This is a genomic window from uncultured Mobiluncus sp., from assembly GCF_963511525.1.
Taxonomy (GTDB): domain Bacteria; phylum Actinomycetota; class Actinomycetes; order Actinomycetales; family Actinomycetaceae; genus Mobiluncus.
Genome location: NZ_CAUPIY010000013.1, coordinates 23,478 through 41,760, shown reverse-complemented (window position 1 = coordinate 41,760; position 18,283 = coordinate 23,478). Strand labels below are relative to the sequence as shown.

Annotated in this window: 14 protein-coding genes; 3 read left to right on the top strand and 11 right to left on the bottom strand. The window is 54.0% G+C overall.

Annotated features, from left to right (window positions below):
- Positions 1–104: 104 nt before the first annotated feature.
- The 5 genes from RQ935_RS08870 to RQ935_RS08850 all read right to left on the bottom strand — a co-directional run bounded on the left by RQ935_RS08870 (position 105) and on the right by RQ935_RS08850 (position 4,469).
- Entirely contained in the window at positions 105–1,862 is a 1,758-nt protein-coding gene (locus RQ935_RS08870; protein ID WP_311498060.1) for a S1 family peptidase, read from the bottom strand.
- 280 nt (positions 1,863–2,142) lie between these two features.
- The gene (gene uppS, locus RQ935_RS08865) at positions 2,143–2,925 is read right to left on the bottom strand and encodes a polyprenyl diphosphate synthase (RefSeq protein WP_311498059.1); all 783 of its coding nucleotides are present in this window, start codon (positions 2,923–2,925) and stop codon (positions 2,143–2,145) included.
- A gap of 8 nt (positions 2,926–2,933) precedes the next feature.
- Positions 2,934–3,665 carry a DNA repair protein RecO gene (recO, locus tag RQ935_RS08860; protein WP_282921409.1) on the bottom strand — a complete coding sequence of 244 codons (732 nt, stop codon included), beginning with the start codon at positions 3,663–3,665 and terminating at the stop codon, positions 2,934–2,936.
- Between the two features lie 9 nt (positions 3,666–3,674).
- Entirely contained in the window at positions 3,675–3,803 is a 129-nt protein-coding gene (locus RQ935_RS08855) for a hypothetical protein (RefSeq protein ID WP_311498058.1), read from the bottom strand.
- 270 nt (positions 3,804–4,073) lie between these two features.
- Complete coding sequence (locus RQ935_RS08850) at positions 4,074–4,469, bottom strand: hypothetical protein (RefSeq protein WP_311498057.1); 396 nt, start codon at positions 4,467–4,469, stop codon at positions 4,074–4,076.
- A gap of 529 nt (positions 4,470–4,998) precedes the next feature.
- Here RQ935_RS08850 and RQ935_RS08845 point away from each other — a divergent pair.
- The 3 genes from RQ935_RS08845 (at position 4,999) to RQ935_RS08835 (ending at position 7,623) form a co-directional block, all read left to right on the top strand.
- Positions 4,999–6,192: a sensor histidine kinase gene (locus RQ935_RS08845; protein ID WP_399532356.1), complete on the top strand. Its 1,194-nt coding sequence runs from the start codon at positions 4,999–5,001 to the stop codon at positions 6,190–6,192.
- A complete protein-coding gene (locus tag RQ935_RS08840) occupies positions 6,189–6,869 on the top strand; it encodes a response regulator transcription factor (RefSeq protein WP_311498056.1) in 681 nt (226 codons plus the stop codon). The genes RQ935_RS08845 and RQ935_RS08840 overlap by 4 nt, the downstream gene beginning before the upstream one ends.
- A gap of 115 nt (positions 6,870–6,984) precedes the next feature.
- Positions 6,985–7,623, top strand: a complete 639-nt coding sequence (locus RQ935_RS08835) for a hypothetical protein (protein WP_311498055.1) — start codon at positions 6,985–6,987, stop codon at positions 7,621–7,623.
- 439 nt (positions 7,624–8,062) lie between these two features.
- On the opposite strand, the gene RQ935_RS08830 is transcribed toward RQ935_RS08835, so the two are convergent.
- The 6 genes from RQ935_RS08830 to cimA all read right to left on the bottom strand — a co-directional run bounded on the left by RQ935_RS08830 (position 8,063) and on the right by cimA (position 18,225).
- On the bottom strand, positions 8,063–9,700 hold the full coding sequence (locus tag RQ935_RS08830; protein ID WP_311498054.1) for an L-lactate permease: 1,638 nt from the start codon (positions 9,698–9,700) through the stop codon (positions 8,063–8,065).
- A 125-nt stretch (positions 9,701–9,825) separates the two neighbouring features.
- Entirely contained in the window at positions 9,826–11,628 is a 1,803-nt protein-coding gene (gene leuA, locus RQ935_RS08825; RefSeq protein WP_311498053.1) for a 2-isopropylmalate synthase, read from the bottom strand.
- 180 nt (positions 11,629–11,808) lie between these two features.
- Entirely contained in the window at positions 11,809–12,948 is a 1,140-nt protein-coding gene (locus tag RQ935_RS08820) for a TNT domain-containing protein (RefSeq protein ID WP_311498052.1), read from the bottom strand.
- A gap of 101 nt (positions 12,949–13,049) precedes the next feature.
- Positions 13,050–14,711, bottom strand: coding sequence for a methyl-accepting chemotaxis protein (locus RQ935_RS08815; RefSeq protein ID WP_311498051.1), 1,662 nt, complete (start codon positions 14,709–14,711; stop codon positions 13,050–13,052).
- A 5-nt stretch (positions 14,712–14,716) separates the two neighbouring features.
- On the bottom strand, positions 14,717–16,384 hold the full coding sequence (locus RQ935_RS08810; RefSeq protein WP_311498050.1) for a methyl-accepting chemotaxis protein: 1,668 nt from the start codon (positions 16,382–16,384) through the stop codon (positions 14,717–14,719).
- 212 nt (positions 16,385–16,596) lie between these two features.
- Positions 16,597–18,225 carry a citramalate synthase gene (cimA, locus tag RQ935_RS08805; protein ID WP_311498049.1) on the bottom strand — a complete coding sequence of 543 codons (1,629 nt, stop codon included), beginning with the start codon at positions 18,223–18,225 and terminating at the stop codon, positions 16,597–16,599.
- Positions 18,226–18,283 lie beyond the last annotated feature (58 nt).

Below are 18,283 nucleotides of genomic sequence, written 5' to 3'. Positions count from 1 at the left end.
TAATGCAATCAGTTTAGTCTGATACAAAGCTACCGCCTAGCATCAGTACGATACCATTTGCCTACATAAACTGGGATAAGAAAGAAAACAAAACACCTCTTTATTCAAAACAAGCTGGCGTTATAGATGCTGGCGACCCGTGTCCAGGGCTGAATGTAGCTTGAAGAACCGGCAAATCCAGAAACCAAACCCGTCACTTTTGCATCCTGCCCAAAAGTTCCGTAGGTAGGACCACCCGAATCACCGTGTTGTACAGTTTTTCCTCCTTCAATTCTTATGGCACCTGAGAATGATACGTACGGATTACTGAAATAGTACGTCGCGTTTTTACTCACCACATAGTTGCCACATTGCACGCCACTGGAGGATCCCGTATAACAAATCCGTTGTCCAACAGGAGGATCATAAACACCCACTACAGGATAATTTCTTCCACTCCACGAAGTGATACTCGACGAGTAGCTTGCGCCCGTACTGATAAATTGCGCATCGACAGTGGGATACCCAAATGTGTGGGAAACCCGGCCGAGTCTGCGTGTACTGTCATGGCGCTTTGAAGTCCATACCGATTCGCCACCAGAAAAGCAATGCCCCGCAGTAAAAAGACCAGGTGTTCCAGCAGAATTACGCGCGGGGATACCGCTAGTGCAACGCGAGTTTGAGGGATTATAAATTGTTGTGCCTCCATTGAAAGGAGCTGTAGCACCTTCCTTAAAATAAGCCGGAGAGACCTCACCGTCCTCTAAAATTAACGGTAGAGGGGTTCGTGGCAGCTGCCCCAGATTAATTTTTGAGACATCTGTTGTAATAAGGAACGCATCATTCCAAACATCATACTCAAAAGCAGCAGAGATATTATTCTCCTCGACATATTCCCAAATTATTTTGTTTGTGTGGCTTATTTGGTCAAAAGAATACTTAGAAATTCGCATCTCAATAGATTCAGGTGGTACAGAACCCTTTTGAATATGAAATCCAGATTCGCTCAATGCTTCAATACTCTGTTTTGCCTCCAACAACTTAGAATCAGCAGGAATAACCGCCATAGTTCGCCCTGAATTAACGTCATATTGCACTGCATATATTTCATCGGTAGGTACATCCTTGTAATAGTTGTATACCTGTGACGCAGGAGCACTCCATCGATTCTGTGGCAGTGAGGATGAATCAGAGGCATCTGAATCCCTCAAAGTCCCAGCTGGTCCCACTTCGCAATCTACCAAAGTGATTGGAACTGAAGTTTCAACTAATTCCTTATCCAAGGCTCGCAAATCAGCATAAACCTTGATTCTGTCAGTTAGAGGAGCATATTCCCATGCGGAATCAGTGGGAAAATGCATTAACCATGATTCAACAGACGCTAAGGATTGCTCAATCTGGGCTGAAGTGTAACGCGATACCCGCAACTCCGTCTGAACTTCCCGAAGTGGAACGTTGCGCGGATGAATCCCCGTTCTCTCAAAATTTTCCGAGGCATTCCGCGCTGACAGCAGTGGAGAATCCCTAGTTATGGAAGCAATTGTGTGCCCCAGTTCCACGTCATATACGACTTGAAATATTCCGGGCTTGGGGTCAGATGCAGAAGCGGAATCGCTATAGATTTCCCCGTCAGCTACAGAAATCCTCAAGTCCCCGTCAACTTTGAACCCCAATACGCTCTGCGTGAAAGATGATCCTGGAAGGGAATCGTCGATACCAGGTTCCAGTTCTTTTGAAAAAGCCTGCGAGCTTACTCCCAAGACACCAAGAGCCAATGCAGTTGCCACCACTACCGGCACTAAAAACACCCGTTTCATAACACCCTCCTTTAAATTTGACACCAACACTGCTTCTATGATACAGAAATATTCCGGATTGTTCAAGGCTTCGGCGTACCTTAATGTATTTTGAAAGCGAAAATAGATTGTTGGTATGAATGATGGAGTTGTTTCTATGGGTGCTCGTGTTGAGGTTAGGGAAAACCGGGTTCAGCCTGGGTCAGGCTGTGCACGAACGACCGATTTCGAGTGCGGTTTCCCGGATTCGGGGTTCGGCTGGAATTTATTACCGCAGGTTGAGGGATTTTGAGAATGGTTCGCGCTTAAATTTCGCGTTGAAAACGGTCGTTCGTGCAAAGGCCACCCGCTGCGCTTGGATTAATCGTCACTGCGGCCTGTCAATCGCGCCGCCGAAACGGCGGTCGCGGTGCTGGTAGGCCAATAAATCCCGCCACAGAGCCGCCCGCCCGTACTCAGGCCACGGCTCGGGGGCGAAAATGAGCTCCGCATAAGCCGCCTGCCACGGCAAAAAATTGGAAGTGCGCTGCTCCCCGGAAGTGCGAATGAGCAGGTCAACATCCGGCACATCCGGCAGATACAGTTCCCGAGCGAAAGCAGCCTCGGTGATGCGCTCGGGTGTTAGCGTTCCGGCCGCGACTCGCTGGGCAAGTTTCCGAGCCGCGTCAGCGAGTTCCGCTCGCCCCCCATAATTGAGGCACATAATTAGCTGGGTGCCGGTGTTGTCCCTGGTCAAGGCCTCTGCCGCCCGCAGTTCGGTGAGGACCGATTTCCACAAGCGGCCTTCCCGCCCACTCCACCGTACGCGGACTCCCCAGGCGTTCAGTTCATCGCGTCGATTCCGCAGCACCCGGCGTGAATACCCCATCAGGAACTTCACCTCTGCCGGGCTGCGTTTCCAGTTTTCGGTGGAAAACGCATACACACTCAAGAATTTCACCCCGGCCTCGACAGCTCCCGCAATGGTGTCCATCAGGGTGTACTCCCCCGCCTCGTGACCGGCGGTACGATTCAAACCCCGCGCGTTCGCCCAGCGCCCATTCCCATCCATGATGATTGCCACGTGCGCAGCAGCCGCGCGCGCCAATCCCGCCGGTAACTCAGGATTCTCCCGCGGCGGGGTGATACGACGAACCCAGGATTTTTCCACGCAATAACCTAGGCGAGTTCCAGCAAGGACAAGGATTTTAGACGGCGCTCCACGTGCCACTGCACGAAAGCCGAGACTAAGGCGTGGGCATCAGCCCGAGCCATCCATTCGCTGTCTTGGGCAGTTTGCCAATCCCCGACAGCCAAAGCCGCCAACAGACGCATCGTCTCAGAATCAACCGGTCGCGCCCCGGTAGGCTTGCAGTTTACACACATCGCGCCGCCGCCGCTGGGATTAAAGTACACGTGTGGACCCCTGGCCCCACAAGACGCACAATCCCAGCAGCTTGCCGCCCAGCCCGCCAACGACATGAGACGCAGAAGGTAGGAATCCAGAATCAAAGACGGCTCGTGGCGCCCCATCGCCAAAGCGTGTAAAGCCCCGACGGTCAGGTGATAGTACCTCTCATTAGTCCAAGAATCCTCGGTGAGACGTTCCAAGGTTTCTACCATCAGGTTGGCGGCGGTGTAGCGGGAATAATCGTTAGCGAGGCTGCGGCCATAAGGAGCCAGGATTTCCACTTGTTCGATATGGTGCAGGCCGGACTTGCCCCAGCGAATCTGAATGTCGACTGCTCCAAAAGGTTCCAGTCGCGCTCCCAGGCGCGACATGGTCTTTCGTACTCCCCGCCCCACGCAGCGCAAAAGCCCGTGGTTTTCGGTCAGCAGGGTTACGATACGGTCAGCTTCCCCCAGGTCCTGGGTGCGCAGAATAACGGCCGCATCTCGAAACGTTCTCATCACGGACCATTATTCCATGAGCAAGCGGAAGAATCCCGTTCCCACTCTTTCGTAACCCGATTCCCCTGACTCATTCCGTCCTCCGAGTCTGGTTCCGCTCCACCATTCCATCATCGAGGACAGATTAGAGCCTGTCATTGTTGTCCTTGCGGAAGAACGGGGGTCGTGAATCGTTCCGAGGGTCTTTTTTCGGAAGGTCCCGAACCAGTGAATAAATCAACAGGATTGCGAAAGCAACGACTAAAGTCCCTCCTCGAAAAAACAGGACATAGAAAGCATAAACAGACAACACCAGATAGAAGACGATTTGCCATTCATGCATCTGTACACCCCCGGTTTTGCGAATCCTTTGCGGTAAATACTAGCAGTACTGGATTCTAGAATTGGCAAGAATGCGAAAGCTAGCGGCTAGCCCAGGAAAATCAGGCCCCAGACAAAACAGATGAACACCGCGAAAAGCAGCAGGTAGAAAGACCAGCCGAGCACTTCGTGAAGCAGATCAGTCTCTTTCTCGGGTTCGCCCATCGCGGCGGCGCTGCTAACTAGGGTAAACACCAATCCGGTTACCAGCGCCGCCATCGCAATCAATACTCCCGGTTGGGACAGTATCGGAATGGTGATGTTGCCGATGTTTCCCGCTACGTTCGGTTTGTCCGGACTGGCCACCCGTCCTGCCAAAGCGGGCCAGGCGACCTGCAGATCCGTCGCGGTCAAAACTTTGGCGACCTGGGGCACCATTCGCCCCACAGAAAGAATCACAATGACCAAGCCATAGGGCATCACAGCCAGCGCCACCCGTCCCACGCGCAGGTCAGCGGGCTTTTCCGTGACAAACTCGGGAGGAACCGGGGGACGATACGGTCAGCTTCCCCCCAGGTTCTGGGTACGCAGAACAACGGCCGCATCTCGAAAAGTTCTCATCAAGAACCAATATGCCATGTCTGGCTTTCTAGGTGAGGCTCTACGCCAGCCTTCGGGGAGTACCTGGTAACTCGCGGGCGTAGAGCCAGAGGGACTGCCACCCAAAAGATTTGTGTGTACGATTTCAGGAACTCCCGAGTACCAACTTTTGAAGGTAAGAAAGTACCTTCATTTGGAGGTTACACAGATCACATTTGGGTTTTACGGTTGGTTCTAGCCCGCTTGCGAGAGCTGACCACACGTTCTGACTTTTTCAATGGAGAACATAAGCGATGAATTCGAGTAAAATTGCAGCTATGAGCCTTAGTCTTTCGTTGGCGCTTTTAGGTATGGTTCCTGCTGAGGGAGTTGCACCCGGGAAAGACTATGTTTCAAATTTTGGATCAGGACATGACAAACAGCTATACGCGCCTTGGCTATGCTCCTTGATGCCACACCTGCCGATTTGCGAAAGAAAAAAGTAATCACTATGCCTCTCAAGAGCCTAGTTCCTAAGCTTTTTCCTCGCTATTCCGAGCCTGGACTGTCCCAGCGGATTATTTTCGTGTCTTTAGCTTTGGTACTTGGCCTCTTAGAAGTTACAGGATTACTCGTGAGAGTGGCAAATTACCCAAGTATGTGGGCTCTTGCCATCCTAGTTATACTTTTGGCATCCTGTGCATGGTTTTCTCCCTGGAGCGACATTGCATATACAGTTTTCTTTGATTGCTTGCTGCTGTCACCTCTTAGCGACGATTTTTCCTTTGCCATTTGGGGAATTTGCGCTATTTCAATTAGCTGGATTGCGCGTTCTTGGATTATTCCAGGATTAGCAATTTTTTTCTCTGCGGAAATTTTTAGCCTGTTGGTTGCGAATCCTCTCACAGCTCAAGTCCTGAGCTTTATTTTAGATACTTTGGCAACACTTTCATTAGGCTTTTTCTTGCGTTGGCAGCATCAGCGCATGGAGCGGATGACCATGGAATCGCAACAAGCAAAAGAGGAAGCTGAGCGTTCCGGGGAAAGGATTCGTCGTGAGCTTGCTGCTGAATTGCACGATACTATCGCGAAAGATTTGGTTCGTCTGGCAATTCTAGCGGATCGGATTGCTAAACACCCAGATGAAGCCAAGCCTCAAGATTTAAAGCTGGTATCCGATATAGCCAAGACAGCCTCCAGCAGAATTCGTCCCGTCATTTTAAATCTCGATACTACTCGAGTCTCGGCGAGCCTGACCGACATACTAGATGATGTTCGCAGTATGTTACGTGCTCGGGAAATGGTTCTGGAAAGAGATGCTAATGCTGAGCTGGATTCCCTTTTGACGAGGCAACAGCGACTGCTGGCCTCCCTGGTGGTTCGTGAAGCCGCTACTAATGCTTTGAAATATGCTCCTGCAGGGGCGTATATCGAATTAGAGATGAGCCTTGATGAAGAACGCATACTTACCATTATGATGAGTAATCCGGTTTCTGAACTTTCAGAATATCATGGAATGACAGGCGGATTCGGTTTGCGCAATTTAGAGTCGAGACTCAACGACGAGGGCGGCGAACTGCTTTTCGGCAGAAATTCCCAGGGCTGGATTATTACGGCGGTAATACCGGCGGCTAAGGAGAGGCCATGATTAAAGAAGAAGAAAAAGAAGAGATACGAGTGTTACTCGCAGACGATGACGATATTTATAGGGAAAATCTGGCGCTGTTGCTCAACGATGCGGATGGTATCAGAGTGGTAGCTACTGCTGCCAACGGTGCGCAGGCTATCAGTGAACTAGCAAAACATCTAGTCGATGTGGCACTGTTGGATGTCGATATGCCTGTTCTGGATGGTATAGCAACCGCGGGAGCCATAGAGAAAACCAATCCGAGTGTAACAGTGCTCGTTCTCACGGCTTTTGAGCATGAAGAATATCTAGCACGTTCCTTGGAAAAAAACGTTTCAGGATTTCTCACTAAAGACACCCCGGTAGAGCAGCTAGTCATGCTCATTCAGCAGGCCCATCAGGGCAAGCAGGTGGTCAGTGGCAAGCCTACCGAGATTCTGACGCAAACCTACCTACGTAACCACCAAAGCCAGCTGCAATATCGAGACTTCATCGAGCGAACAGAAACACTCCCGGAACACTTGAAACCCGTGCTAAGGCTGGTCGCACAAGCCCTACCAAATAAGGAGATCGCTAAGACCCTTTCTCTTTCTGAATCAACCGTAAAATCTTACGTATCTGACATCCTGACGCACACAAACTGTGCCACCAGAGGCGAACTTTCACTCAGTGCTATCAAATCCGGCATTCTTGACTGAAATGCTGACTAATTACGGTAGAAAAATACCAACTTTTGATGGTGTTTATACATTCCTTCGCTTGGGAGGATTTCATTGAGAAGGTCTCTCAAACCCTTTCCTAAGGAGGATAAATATGCGCATATTACGTGTACTCACAGCAACCATAGCTGGGCTATCCTTAGCAATAGCAGGAGGAAGTTTAGCTAACGCTACGCCCCGAGACGCAGAAGTAGAAATCAATGTTAATCAAGTAAAAGACTTGAATGTTGATTCACGCTACACAGAATTAGGTCAATACTTGCAGGAAGATGTTCTAGATTATAACTCAGCTTTGCAGAACCCCCAGCTGGACGAGGAATTCCTTAATCAAGCAGCTGAAGGTGTGTTGGCAATCGGTGGAGAAGTAAAAATGCCTGAAACTACCAAAGAAATGATAGAGCACGAATCAACTATCATAGACGCAACTCATCAGATTGTCTCTTTAAGAGCAGCTTGCCCTGGAAAAAATGGATTCCGCACTTTTTGGCCAACTGTTTATTTAGACAGTTGCGTTGCTGACAGAATAGCTTTATTGGTATCGGCCGGAGCAAGCGCAACAACACTTGCAGCAGCAATCATGGCTGCCACTGGAGCTGGCGGAGCGGTAGCTGGAGTTATTGCTGCAGCATTGGGATTGTACGGTACTGGACTGAGTCTCTGTAACTGGAATCATCGCGGTATAAAATTCATGGTAAATCCGATAAACGCGATTCCTTTGTGTTTTCCACAGTAGAAAGATTAGATAAATGCCTAAGAAGAACCTTGATACCCAGGTTAAAATATTGCTTTGCGTAACAATAGTTTTCGGAGCGTTAGGCCTGATACTCGGAGCATCGTCAATCTTTGTGCCGGAAGTCGGTGGTGGAGCGGTCCCGAAACTGGCGTCTATGTCAGCTCTGGTAGCCATACTTTCAGTGATGGTGGCTCTCGTATTATCGAATTCTTCATCTGAATAGTTTATTAGACTGAATTATGTCTCAGTCACTCATGAAACCGAACAATAGAATCCTGCGAATGAGTTAAATGTTGGCCTCGAATTGGGAAACCCTATTCGAGGCCAACACACAAACTTTGGCCCAGATTTTATCGGTTTTTGGCATTTTAGCTCATTTACCGCGGCTTGCTGGTGGTGCCCCAGTTATACACTAACCCCGAGATGGAACCAGCGGGGTCTATTGCAGGAGCACCAGGCCCCAGACGAAACAGATGAACACCGCAAACAGCAGCAGGTAGAAAGACCAGCCGAGTACTTCGTGGAGCAAATCGGTCTCTTTTTCGGGTTCGCCCATTGCGGCGGCAGCAATCGCTAGGGACTGGGGGGCAATGAGCTTGCCGATGACCCCGCCTGCAGTGTTGGCCGCCACGGCGAAAGCACCGGGCAGGCCAATCTGGAGGGCCGTCGTCTCTTGCAGGGAGGCAAACAGGGCGTTTGCCGAGGTCGTGGAGCCGGAAATCGCCGTACCGAGGTAGCCAATCATGGGGGAAAGCAACAGGAAGAATGTTCCGGTTCCCGCCAGCAGGGTCCCGATGGTCAAAACCATGCCGGAAATGTTCATCAAGTAAGCCAACGCCATCACTTCTAGGATGGTGGCCGCGGAATACCGCATGGAATAAATCGCTGACCACAGTTTGGCACCGACCTGTTTGAAGCCAAGCGGATACTTCCCGCCTTCGCTAACCAGGGTAAACACCAACCCGGTTACCAGTGCCGCCATCGCAATCAATACTCCCGGTTGGGACAGTATCGGGATAGTGATGTTGCCGATGTTTCCCGCTACGTTCGGTTTGTCCGGACTGGCCACCCGACCCGCCAAAGCGGGCCAGGCGACGTGCAGATCCGTTGCGGTCAAAACTTTAGATACCTGGGGCACCATTCGCCCCACAGAAAGAATCACGATGACCAAGCCATAGGGCATCACAGCCAACGCCACCCTCCCCACGCGCAGGTCAGTGGGCTTTTCCGTGACAAACTCGGGAGGAACCGGGGGACGATAAACCAACACCATCAACGCCACTACCAGGAATGTCACGATGGGCGGCAGTACCCCGCCCAACTCAAAGGACACGAAACGCAAGGTCAGGAACTGCCCGATACCTTCCACCAGGCCCATCACGAAAGCCAGGGGGAACATATGGCGGAAGTGATCCTTATCAATCAACAGGCTCAGCGCGAACGGCATGACGAAAGCAATTGCCGGTTCGGTGCAGGACACATAAAACGTGATGTCAGCAGCGTTTTGAATGGGGTCATGCCCGCTCAGAAGGGCCGCCGCGGTCGTTATCGGTACACCGAACGCCGCGTAGGCCACTGGGGAAGTATTCGCCACCAAGGCAATCACGGCCGCTTTCATCGGTTTGAATCCCAGACCCAGCAGCAGCGCGGTCACCACCGCCACGGGGACCCCGAAACCGGAGAGCCCCTCTAGCAGGCCCCCGAAACACAGCGCAATCAGCATGGCTTGGATACGTAAATCCCCTTGACCGACAGCCGAAAAAACCTTGCGCAAATCAGCTTCCCGACCGGTCGCCTCCATCAGACGGTGCAGCCACACGGCCGCAATCACGATAATCACGATGGGTATCAAGCCATTTTCCGCCCCAAGTAGAGCCGCCGCCACAGCCATGTCGACCGGCATCCGAAACCCCGCTATCGCCACGAGCAACCCAACCCCCAGGGCGATAGCACCCGCCCAGTGAGAACGCATCCGCACGGCTCCGACCAGCACAAAGAACACCCCTACCGGGAGCAGAGCCACGATGGCACTGAGCCACAGCAGCCCTCCGACCGCGGTGACATTGGGCACGAACATGATTTACTCCTTAGTCCCGGCCTACCTTATCAAGAGCCACCCGATACCCTGAACTTGCAGGTTGGTTTCCTGAACGCGAGCCTTCCAGGTCAGAGCTTTCCCGATAAACTCTGGCGGTTCGACTTTCAGGGAAACGGAACGGAGCTATCCGTGACTTGGGATTGGCGCTGCGCCCGGTTAATCGCTGAGATTACGGCCTTGTAGGCGGCACGGATAGTCGAGGAATCAATGCCGACCCCCCACAGCACCTCGCCATCCACTACGGCCTCGACATAGGCCGCGGCGGTGGCGTCACGCCCGGCGCTCAACGCGTGCTCCACGTAATCCAGAATCCGCACTTCCATGCCCATCTGTTCAAAGGCATGGACGAAAGCGTCAATCGGACCGTTGCCGAACGATTCCAGCTGGAGCTTCGCGCCGCGGTCGTTCAGCGTAATGGAGACTTCCGTGTCCCCGCCAGAAGCCGAGGGAACGGAAGAAACGTGCGCCCCGTCGAGGAAGAAACGTCCCCAGTGACGCGAGTCAATCCCCGCTTCTGACGCCGGCAAGTATTCATCGGCAAAAATCTGCCACAGGTCGTTCGCCCCGAGTTCACCGCCGAAACGATCGGTCGTGCGCTGCACGATTTTCGAGAACTCGATTTGCAGGCGGCGCGGCAGGTCGAGGTGATGCTTTTCCTTCATTATGTAAGCGATACCGCCCTTGCCGGATTGCGAGTTTACCCGGACGATAGCTTCGTAGTTGCGCCCCACATCGTGAGGGTCAATAGGCAGGTAGGGCAGTTCCCAGATGACTTGGTTTTCATCTCCGCCGGCGTCCCGGACCTTCTGTTCGCGCGCGGCAAAGCCTTTCTTAATGGCGTCCTGGTGGGAACCGGAGAAGGACGTATAGACCAGGTCCCCCACGTAGGGCAGCCGCGGCGGGGTGGACATACGGGTGCAGCCCTCGACAATTCGGCGGACTTCATCGAGGTTGGACAGGTCCAGCTGCGGGTCGATGCCTTGACTAAAGAGGTTCATCGCCAAGGTGACCAAGTCAACGTTGCCGGTTCGTTCGCCTTGGCCCAGCAAGCATCCTTCGACCCGGTCAGCGCCGGCCATCTGAGCCAGTTCGGCGGTCGCGATGCCAGTGCCGCGGTCATTGTGGTTGTGGGCGGAAATACAGACGTGTTCACGGTGCGAGATGTGGCGGCAGAAGTACTCGATTTGGTCAGCGTAAACATTGGGCGTGCAGCGTTCCACCGTGGTAGGCAGGTTCAGGATGATTTCCCGCTCGCTGTCGGGCTGCCACACTTCCATGACCGCTTCGCAAACTTCCAGGGCAAAGTCGATTTCGGTGTCTACGAAAATCTCCGGGGAGTATTCGTAACCGAAAATCGTGTCGTCCCCGAGGATTTTTTCGGCTCCGGCGATGACCTCACGAGTGCCGGACACCGCCATCTCGATGGTCTGCGCCTTGTCGTTGTGAAACACGACTTGGCGAAAAACCGGGGCGGTCGCGTTGTAAAGGTGTACGGTGGCGCGATGGTATCCCTTAATCGCTTGCAGGGTGCGTTCCAGGAGCTCCGGGCGGGATTGCGACAGGACTGAGCAGGTCACGTCCTCGGGAATGGCATCGTCCTCGACCAGGGAACGCACGAAGTCAAAGTCTGTTTGGGAAGCGGCGGGAAAACCGATTTCGATTTCTTTGAACCCCAGGCGCACCAGGAGGTCAAACATTTCGCGTTTCCGCTCGGAGTCCATCGGCTCAATGAGGGCTTGGTTGCCGTCACGCAGGTCGGTGGACAACCAGCGCGGCGCTTTCGTAATCCGATTGTTAGGCCAGGTTCGTTCGGGAAGCGAGATGGGGTTCGTCTCGAGGAACGGGCGATATTTGCCGTAAGGCATTCCGGACGTTTGCTGACGATTGGTGAATCCAGAGGTACGCATATTAAAAATCCTTTGCTGATGTTGCTTTTATCTTAGTTGCCAGGCAAAGCGGATAACTCCGCGCAGGGGGCCTGGCTGATTCAGAGCCCTACGCGGTTAGGCAACAGCAGCAATGTTTGCGACACAGTCCCATGGTACCACGGGTTTCACTTTACGAAATTGTTGTCTCAGTATGAGAAATTAACGCAGTTCACGCAGGAAGTTGTGGTCCAGATACCACCGCAGGGGCTTGTCCAAAACCACAATCGCTCCACCCCCTGGATTACGCGAAGTTTTTGCGGTAAGACCCTCCAAAACTGCCAGTGGCAGGGGCGCCATGACCTCAAAAACCCGGTAGGGCTTTTCATTTTTCAAGCTGATTCCCCGCTGTGCCAGAGGTGTGCCCAGCGCAAACAAGAATTGGGCTTTATCATCGTCAAAGCAATCCAGCAGGTCGCCGGGACGCAGCTCGTTGGATCCGGGTTTCCCGCCACGGGAAATCGTGCGGGCGTCAATCCCGATGGCGGTGCGGTGACCGCGCTCGACAGCGTTGGCTGGCAACTCGCCGGTTTCGGGCTTTTCCCGTACCAATCGGGCGACCAGGGAAACCGCCGATTCCAGGTCAGGCAACACTTCGTAGGCAGCGAACTCGGCACCGCGCTGTGAGCCTACCACATACCCCTCGTCGCCCCAGGGAGCAACCACCCACGGCCCTTCGGGAGCCAGCGGAAGTTGGGGATCACGAGGGTCAAACCCTCGCACTACCTCAGCCTCCGTCAGGCCGCGCTGAGCACAAAGCTCGTCAAAATACGACTTGTAACGGGAGGCCTCGCCGCCCTCAGACTCGGCATTGCCCGGCGGCTGGGGCACATCCCACGTGGCTTCGGGCCGCCCGGAATGCTTACCCGCACGTTTCTCCGCCCGCTCAGTCCACGTCAGGCGCGCCAACTGGGCGATTTCCTCATTGGCATCCTCACGCAGCTCGGCGATAACTTTCAACGGAGTCAGTTCATTAGCCACCGCCGCCTTTTGCACCCGACTATCGCCGTCTTTGGCGAGTTTAGCGAGCACATAGGCGGGGGTGCGCTCCTGCATCGCGACTAGGTAGCGCGCCCGCCACGGGGCAAACAGCGCGATGGTTTCAAAGACAGTATCGGGCAAATTCTGTGCTTGCGCCACGTATTCAGCCAGCTCCGGGCGGGTACGAATGACTTCCTCCCAAATAAAAGTCGGCGCCACGTCCGTCATCGCCCGCATGAAGTCCTCTTCGTTTTCCGAAGTGCACAGGCGAGCGAACTCCTGGACCGAACCAATCACGTTGATGCCCTCCTTTGGCTGCAAGGGTGATTATAACTAAAGTTTAAGCCATAGGAGGGCACCAGCGTGAGGTTTCACCTCACTATTGAGTTGTTTCGCGAGTCGGTCAGACAGTCCGACCGTGCTCATTCATACTTGAATTTGCCCAGCTCCGCACGCAAATCCGCGGCTTTGGACTGCAAATCCGAAGCGGTCGCAGCCAGGGAGTTCAACGGTTCCACCGCTTGGCTAGCAGCCCCGGCAAACTGGCCGATATTCGTCGCAATCGTGGAAGAACCGGAGGCTGCCTCCGTCACAGAACGCGCCATCTCATTCGTGGTGGCAGTCTGTTCCTCGACCGCGGCGGCAATCGTGGTTTGGAAGTCGTTGATTTGGGAAATAATCTCGGAGATACGCCGGATAGCCGTCACCGCGGAATCCGTGTCATCCTGAATCTTGGCAATCCGTCCGGTGATGTCATCGGTGGCTTTAGCCGTTTCCGCCGCCAAATCCTTCACCTCACCAGCAACTACCGCGAAGCCCTTGCCCGCTTCGCCAGCTCTCGCCGCCTCAATGGTGGCGTTGAGCGCCAGCAGGTTGGTCTGCTCCGCAATAGCGGTAATGGTGTGGATTACATCGTCAATCTCTTTCGATGATTTGCCCAGTTTCTCCACAGTCTCGGTGGTCGCCGCGGCCGCTTCGGTAGCCTCCTGGGCGACTCGCGCCGCCTCGTTGGCGTTAGACGAAATCTCCCGGATAGCCGAACCCATCTCTTCTGCGCCCGCAGCGACGGTCTGCACGTTAATGGAAACCTGTTCCGCTGCGCCCGCCACCGCGTCAGCCTGCGCCGCCGAATCGGCGGCAGCCTGCGCGGTCTGAGTGGTCAGATCAGCCACGGTCTCTGACTCGGAACGAACCGCCTCGGAAGTGCGAGCCGCCGACCCAAACGCCTCTTGCAGGGCCGAATTGGAAAGGTTCACTGCCCGCGACATATCCGCCAGCTCATCGTTGGAATTGATGACCGCTCTGCGCGTCAAATCGCCTTGAGCCAAACCTTTCACCACAGTTTCCACGGATTCCACAGAATGAGTAACAGCGCGGCGCACTTTGCCCATAATAATCACGGCCACGATCACCAAGGCAACCACGGTTATTATCTGGAAAATCAGTCCCCGGAGACGCACGTCACTCATATCCTTTTGCGACTGGGCGACTTCTTGTTTCAGCAATGGTGTGAGCTGGTCTTGCTGGGCGACCATATCGCTAATGGTCTGAGCGAGGACCGTGTTCAAAGTTTCGGAATTCTGTCCCTGACTGGCTTGCAATTCGGAAGTTGATCGCGCGATGACCTCACGCAAGTTGGCGGCAGATTTCTGTAATCCTTGGGCCGCAGCCAGAACCTTGTCGGAGTTCGTGGTGTCGATAATTGTTTGGATATTTTGTTCCAAAGCGCCCTGGGCCGCTTCCAGCTGCTGAGCTTGCGCATCGTCGGGCTGGCCCTCCAAGACGGAACGCGCATAAGCGTTTTGGTGCTGGCCAATCTCAAAAATCTCGGCCTCCATCAGAGATAGAGTCTCCGCGTTGGTCGAGGCATCCAAGTACTCTGTAGTGCTGTGGTTGGTCTGAACCATGGTTATTAGGACAGCCATCCCCAAAATGATTACCCCCACAAACCCCGGCAAAGCCCCTCTAAACAGGCGCTTCATCAAGGAAGTCCGCCTGTAGGCCTTTTCCGGTTTTGTCGTGTTATTCGGTTGGTTCTTCATGTCCTGCTCCCCTAGCTGGTTGACCGGATTCGTCTGAGTCATGTTTCTCACTGTCCTTCCCGGTAGGTGAATTCGCCTAGCTGCTGGTTCAATCCCTGGGTCTGGTTCACCACGCCTTCCGCTCTGCCAACAGAATCACGCAGGTTATCGGCACTGTTGTTAGTCGCCTCAGCTATCTCGTTAATAATTGCCGCAATCTCAGTCGAACCGGAGGACGCTTCTGTAATAGATTTGGTCATCTCATTGGTGGTGGCAGTTTGTTCCTCGACCGCCGCCGCAATCGTGGCCTGGAAATCATTGATTTGGGCGATAATGTCGCTGATTTGGCTGATGGCATCTACCGCATGACCGGTGTCGACCTGAATCTGTTCGATACGTGAAGCCACGTCGGCAGTGGCCGTCGTGGTCTCCGCCGCCAAATCCTTCACCTCGCTGGCCACGACCGCGAACCCGCGTCCCGCATCTCCAGCCCGAGCGGCCTCAATAGTGGCGTTGAGCGCCAGCAGGTTAGTCTGTTCCGCCACCGCCGTAATCGTCTCAATTACCTCACCGATCTCTTGACTGGATTCACCCAGCTTGGTTACGGTTTCATTCGTCTTAGCTGCGACTTCGGTAGCTTCCATCGCAACCTTGGCTGCCTCGTTGGCGTTCGAAGAAATCTCGCGAATAGAAGCGCTCATTTCTTCCGCTGCTGCCGCCACCGTCGCAATGCTCGTCGAGACTTGCTCGGCTGCTGCCGCAACGGAAGTAACCACACTGCTGGCCTGCTCAATCGTGCCGATGAGATCGTGACCGTCATCGACCATCTTTTGCGTAGTGACCTGCACTTCCTCGGCAGTAGTCACGGTCTGACCAAAAATGTTACGCAGCTTTTCAGCGGCGATATCGAGCTTATCGGCCAGACGCCCAATTTCGTCATTGGTGTGCTTGACCGGATGAATGGTCAGGTCTTTGCGGGAAAGTTGATTCAAGGCAGCGGAACTTTCCTGAGCTGATTTCACGAAGCCGCGCGACATCTTGAGGTTCAATAACAGCATGATGAGCAGCATCACCACACCGGTCACGATGACTGCCGCAATGGTCAGGGGCTGAATAAATTTTATCCTGGCGCTGGTGGCCTGGTTCTGGACGTTCAAATCCTCACTCAGCTTTCCGATGTTATCGCTGATTGAGCTCGAGACGTTCCGGATATTTTCCGCTTCGGCTACCACTGCGCCACGCAGACTATCCAAAGAAGTCACAGACCCGCTGACCTGCGCCAACATGGAGCTCAAAGACGCGCTGTCGGATTTGATAGCCTCAAACGTGGCCTGATTACTAGCTCTGAGCTGTTTCGTAGGGAAACTCGACACGTGCTGGCTAAAGGCATCCAAATCCTTAAGATATTCCCCAAAAATCTGTAGCGCGTTCGGATCGTTGCGCAGAGCGGTATAGATACCCTGCGACCACAGAAATTCCGCGGAACGCCATTCCTCAGCCAATTTGGTAATTTCCTGCGAAGTCGCAGAGCTGGAGGCCTTATGGGAAACGTCTACGTTCTCTATGCCAATCCCCACCCACTCCACTGCCAACAGCAAAATCGCTGCTAGAGCTGCAGTCATATTGACCAAGAACATCTTTTTCCCTAAGGGGAATTTTTTACCATCAGTCTTCAGGCTCTCGCCAACTTGCACGGTAGCGCCGGTTTGTACTGGTGCCGCCTTTTTCTTAGACATCTAAGAACGCCGCCTTCCTTGAAAATTTTTCCGTGTCAGGTAAATCGAATTTTCCTATGACATGGAACATCATCGCTGTTCACCGCTAACATTTTAGGCTTTTTCCGGCCTTTTTTGGTGCTGTCACAACATAATTCGCCAAAAATGACGTTTCCCCGACTGGCAAACTCAGTCGAGGAAACTTGTGAAAAATACGGCATGAACCTACCAAACTAGACTTTGGGACGCACCCCGAGGTGCATCAACCCCCAGGTCACAGACTCAACCAGGGCTTCCCAGGATGCTTCAATCACGTCCTCGCCCACCCCGACTGTAGTCCACTGCGCCTCTCCGTTCGTGGTGGTAATCAGCACGCGCACGGTCGCGTCCGTGCCAAAGGTCGTATCTAAAATCCGCACTTTGTAATCGATGAGTTCAAAATCGGTGATAGCCGGATACGTTTCGGACAGCGCCTGGCGCAGCGCATGGTCCAGCGCGTTCACCGGACCGTTGCCTTCCCCGGTGACGACTTTGCGGCCGTCACGAGTCCGCAGCTTGACAGTGGCTTCGGCCTCCGCTTCACCGTTCTCGCTGAGGGACGCCCGACCGGCTTGAACCAAAGTCCGCCAGGTCTCAACCTCGAAATAGGTCGGCAAGTCCCCGCCTTGTGCCCGCACCAGCAGCTCAAAGGACGCGTCAGCCGCATCGAAAACGTAACCGTGGGACTCCTTTTCTTTCACCGCTTCCACCACCCGGCCGGTCAGGTAAGGCGTCCCAGACAGGTCAATGCCCATCTCTTTGGCCTTCAACTGAACCGAAGCCCGCCCGGCCATCTCAGAAACCAGCATCCGCATATCGTTGCCGACCGTAGCGGGGTCAATGTGCTGATACAAATCGGGATTGACGCGAATAGCCGAAGCGTGCAGACCCGCCTTGTGCGCAAACGAGGAATCCCCCACGTAAGGCAGACGTTTGGAAGGCCGCAGATTCGTGATTTCTGCCACTCGGTGTGAGGTGCGGGTCAGCTCGGCCAGGCCGTTTTCATTCAGAAGGGCGGATCGGCCCATTTTGATTTCAATGTTGCCGATAAGGGTAAGGATGTCGGCGTTGCCGGTGCGCTCCCCGTAGCCGTTCACGCAGCCCTGGACCTGCACTGCCCCAGCCTCGATGGCGGCCATGGCGTTCGCGACGGCACACCCCGTGTCATTGTGGGTGTGAATCCCGATTTTTACCTGCTCTAGGCCGTGTTTGTCCAGGTAGTCGCGGGCTTCAGCGACTTTAGTGCCGATGGTCGAAGGCAGGTTGCCTCCGTTGGTGTCGCACAGTACGACCGTTTCTGCCCCTGCTTCTCCGGCCGCTTTCAGCACTTTCAGCCCGTATTGGGCATCGTGAGTCAAGCCGTCAAAGTAATGTTCGGCATCCAGAAACACCCGCCGACCTGCCTTGACCAGGAACTGCACGGTGTCGCGCACCATCGCCAAATTCTCTTGGCCGGTGGTTTTCAAGGCATCCGTGACGTGGCGCAAATCCGACTTCGCCACCAGGGTAATGACCGGCGCCCCAGAATCCAACAAGGCCAGCACCTGCGGATCCTCGCTGGCTTTGGTCCCCACCTTGCGGGTGGCGCCAAAAGCGGCCAGGGTCGCGTGGCGCAGCTCCAGTTTCGACAACGCCAGCGCAAAGAACTCGGTGTCTTTCGGAATCGCGCCGGGCCAACCGCCTTCGATAAAGCTAACCCCCAGGTCATCAAGAGCTTGAGCAATATTGAGCTTGTCCGCTACGGACAGTGAAATGCCCTCCATCTGGGCGCCGTCACGCAAAGTGGTGTCGTATATCTCTATCGGCTCAGTCGTCTGTTCCATGCCCCCATGTTACAAAAGTCCCCCGCCAGAGATTAAATGAGCCCCAAATTCACAGGCT

What these genes read in the sequence shown, in the direction of transcription:
- recO (WP_282921409.1), bottom strand. Translation starts at nt 3,665, where the DNA reads ATGAGAACGTTTCGAGATGCGGCCGTTATTCTGCGCACCCAGGACCTG.
- RQ935_RS08855 (WP_311498058.1), bottom strand. Translation starts at nt 3,803, where the DNA reads ATGACAGGCTCTAATCTGTCCTCGATGATGGAATGGTGGAGCGGAACC.
- RQ935_RS08840 (WP_311498056.1), top strand. Translation starts at nt 6,189, where the DNA reads ATGATTAAAGAAGAAGAAAAAGAAGAGATACGAGTGTTACTCGCAGAC.
- RQ935_RS08835 (WP_311498055.1), top strand. Translation starts at nt 6,985, where the DNA reads ATGCGCATATTACGTGTACTCACAGCAACCATAGCTGGGCTATCCTTA.
- RQ935_RS08830 (WP_311498054.1), bottom strand. Translation starts at nt 9,700, where the DNA reads ATGTTCGTGCCCAATGTCACCGCGGTCGGAGGGCTGCTGTGGCTCAGT.
- leuA (WP_311498053.1), bottom strand. Translation starts at nt 11,628, where the DNA reads ATGCGTACCTCTGGATTCACCAATCGTCAGCAAACGTCCGGAATGCCT.
- RQ935_RS08815 (WP_311498051.1), bottom strand. Translation starts at nt 14,711, where the DNA reads ATGACTCAGACGAATCCGGTCAACCAGCTAGGGGAGCAGGACATGAAG.
- RQ935_RS08810 (WP_311498050.1), bottom strand. Translation starts at nt 16,384, where the DNA reads ATGTCTAAGAAAAAGGCGGCACCAGTACAAACCGGCGCTACCGTGCAA.
- cimA (WP_311498049.1), bottom strand. Translation starts at nt 18,225, where the DNA reads ATGGAACAGACGACTGAGCCGATAGAGATATACGACACCACTTTGCGT.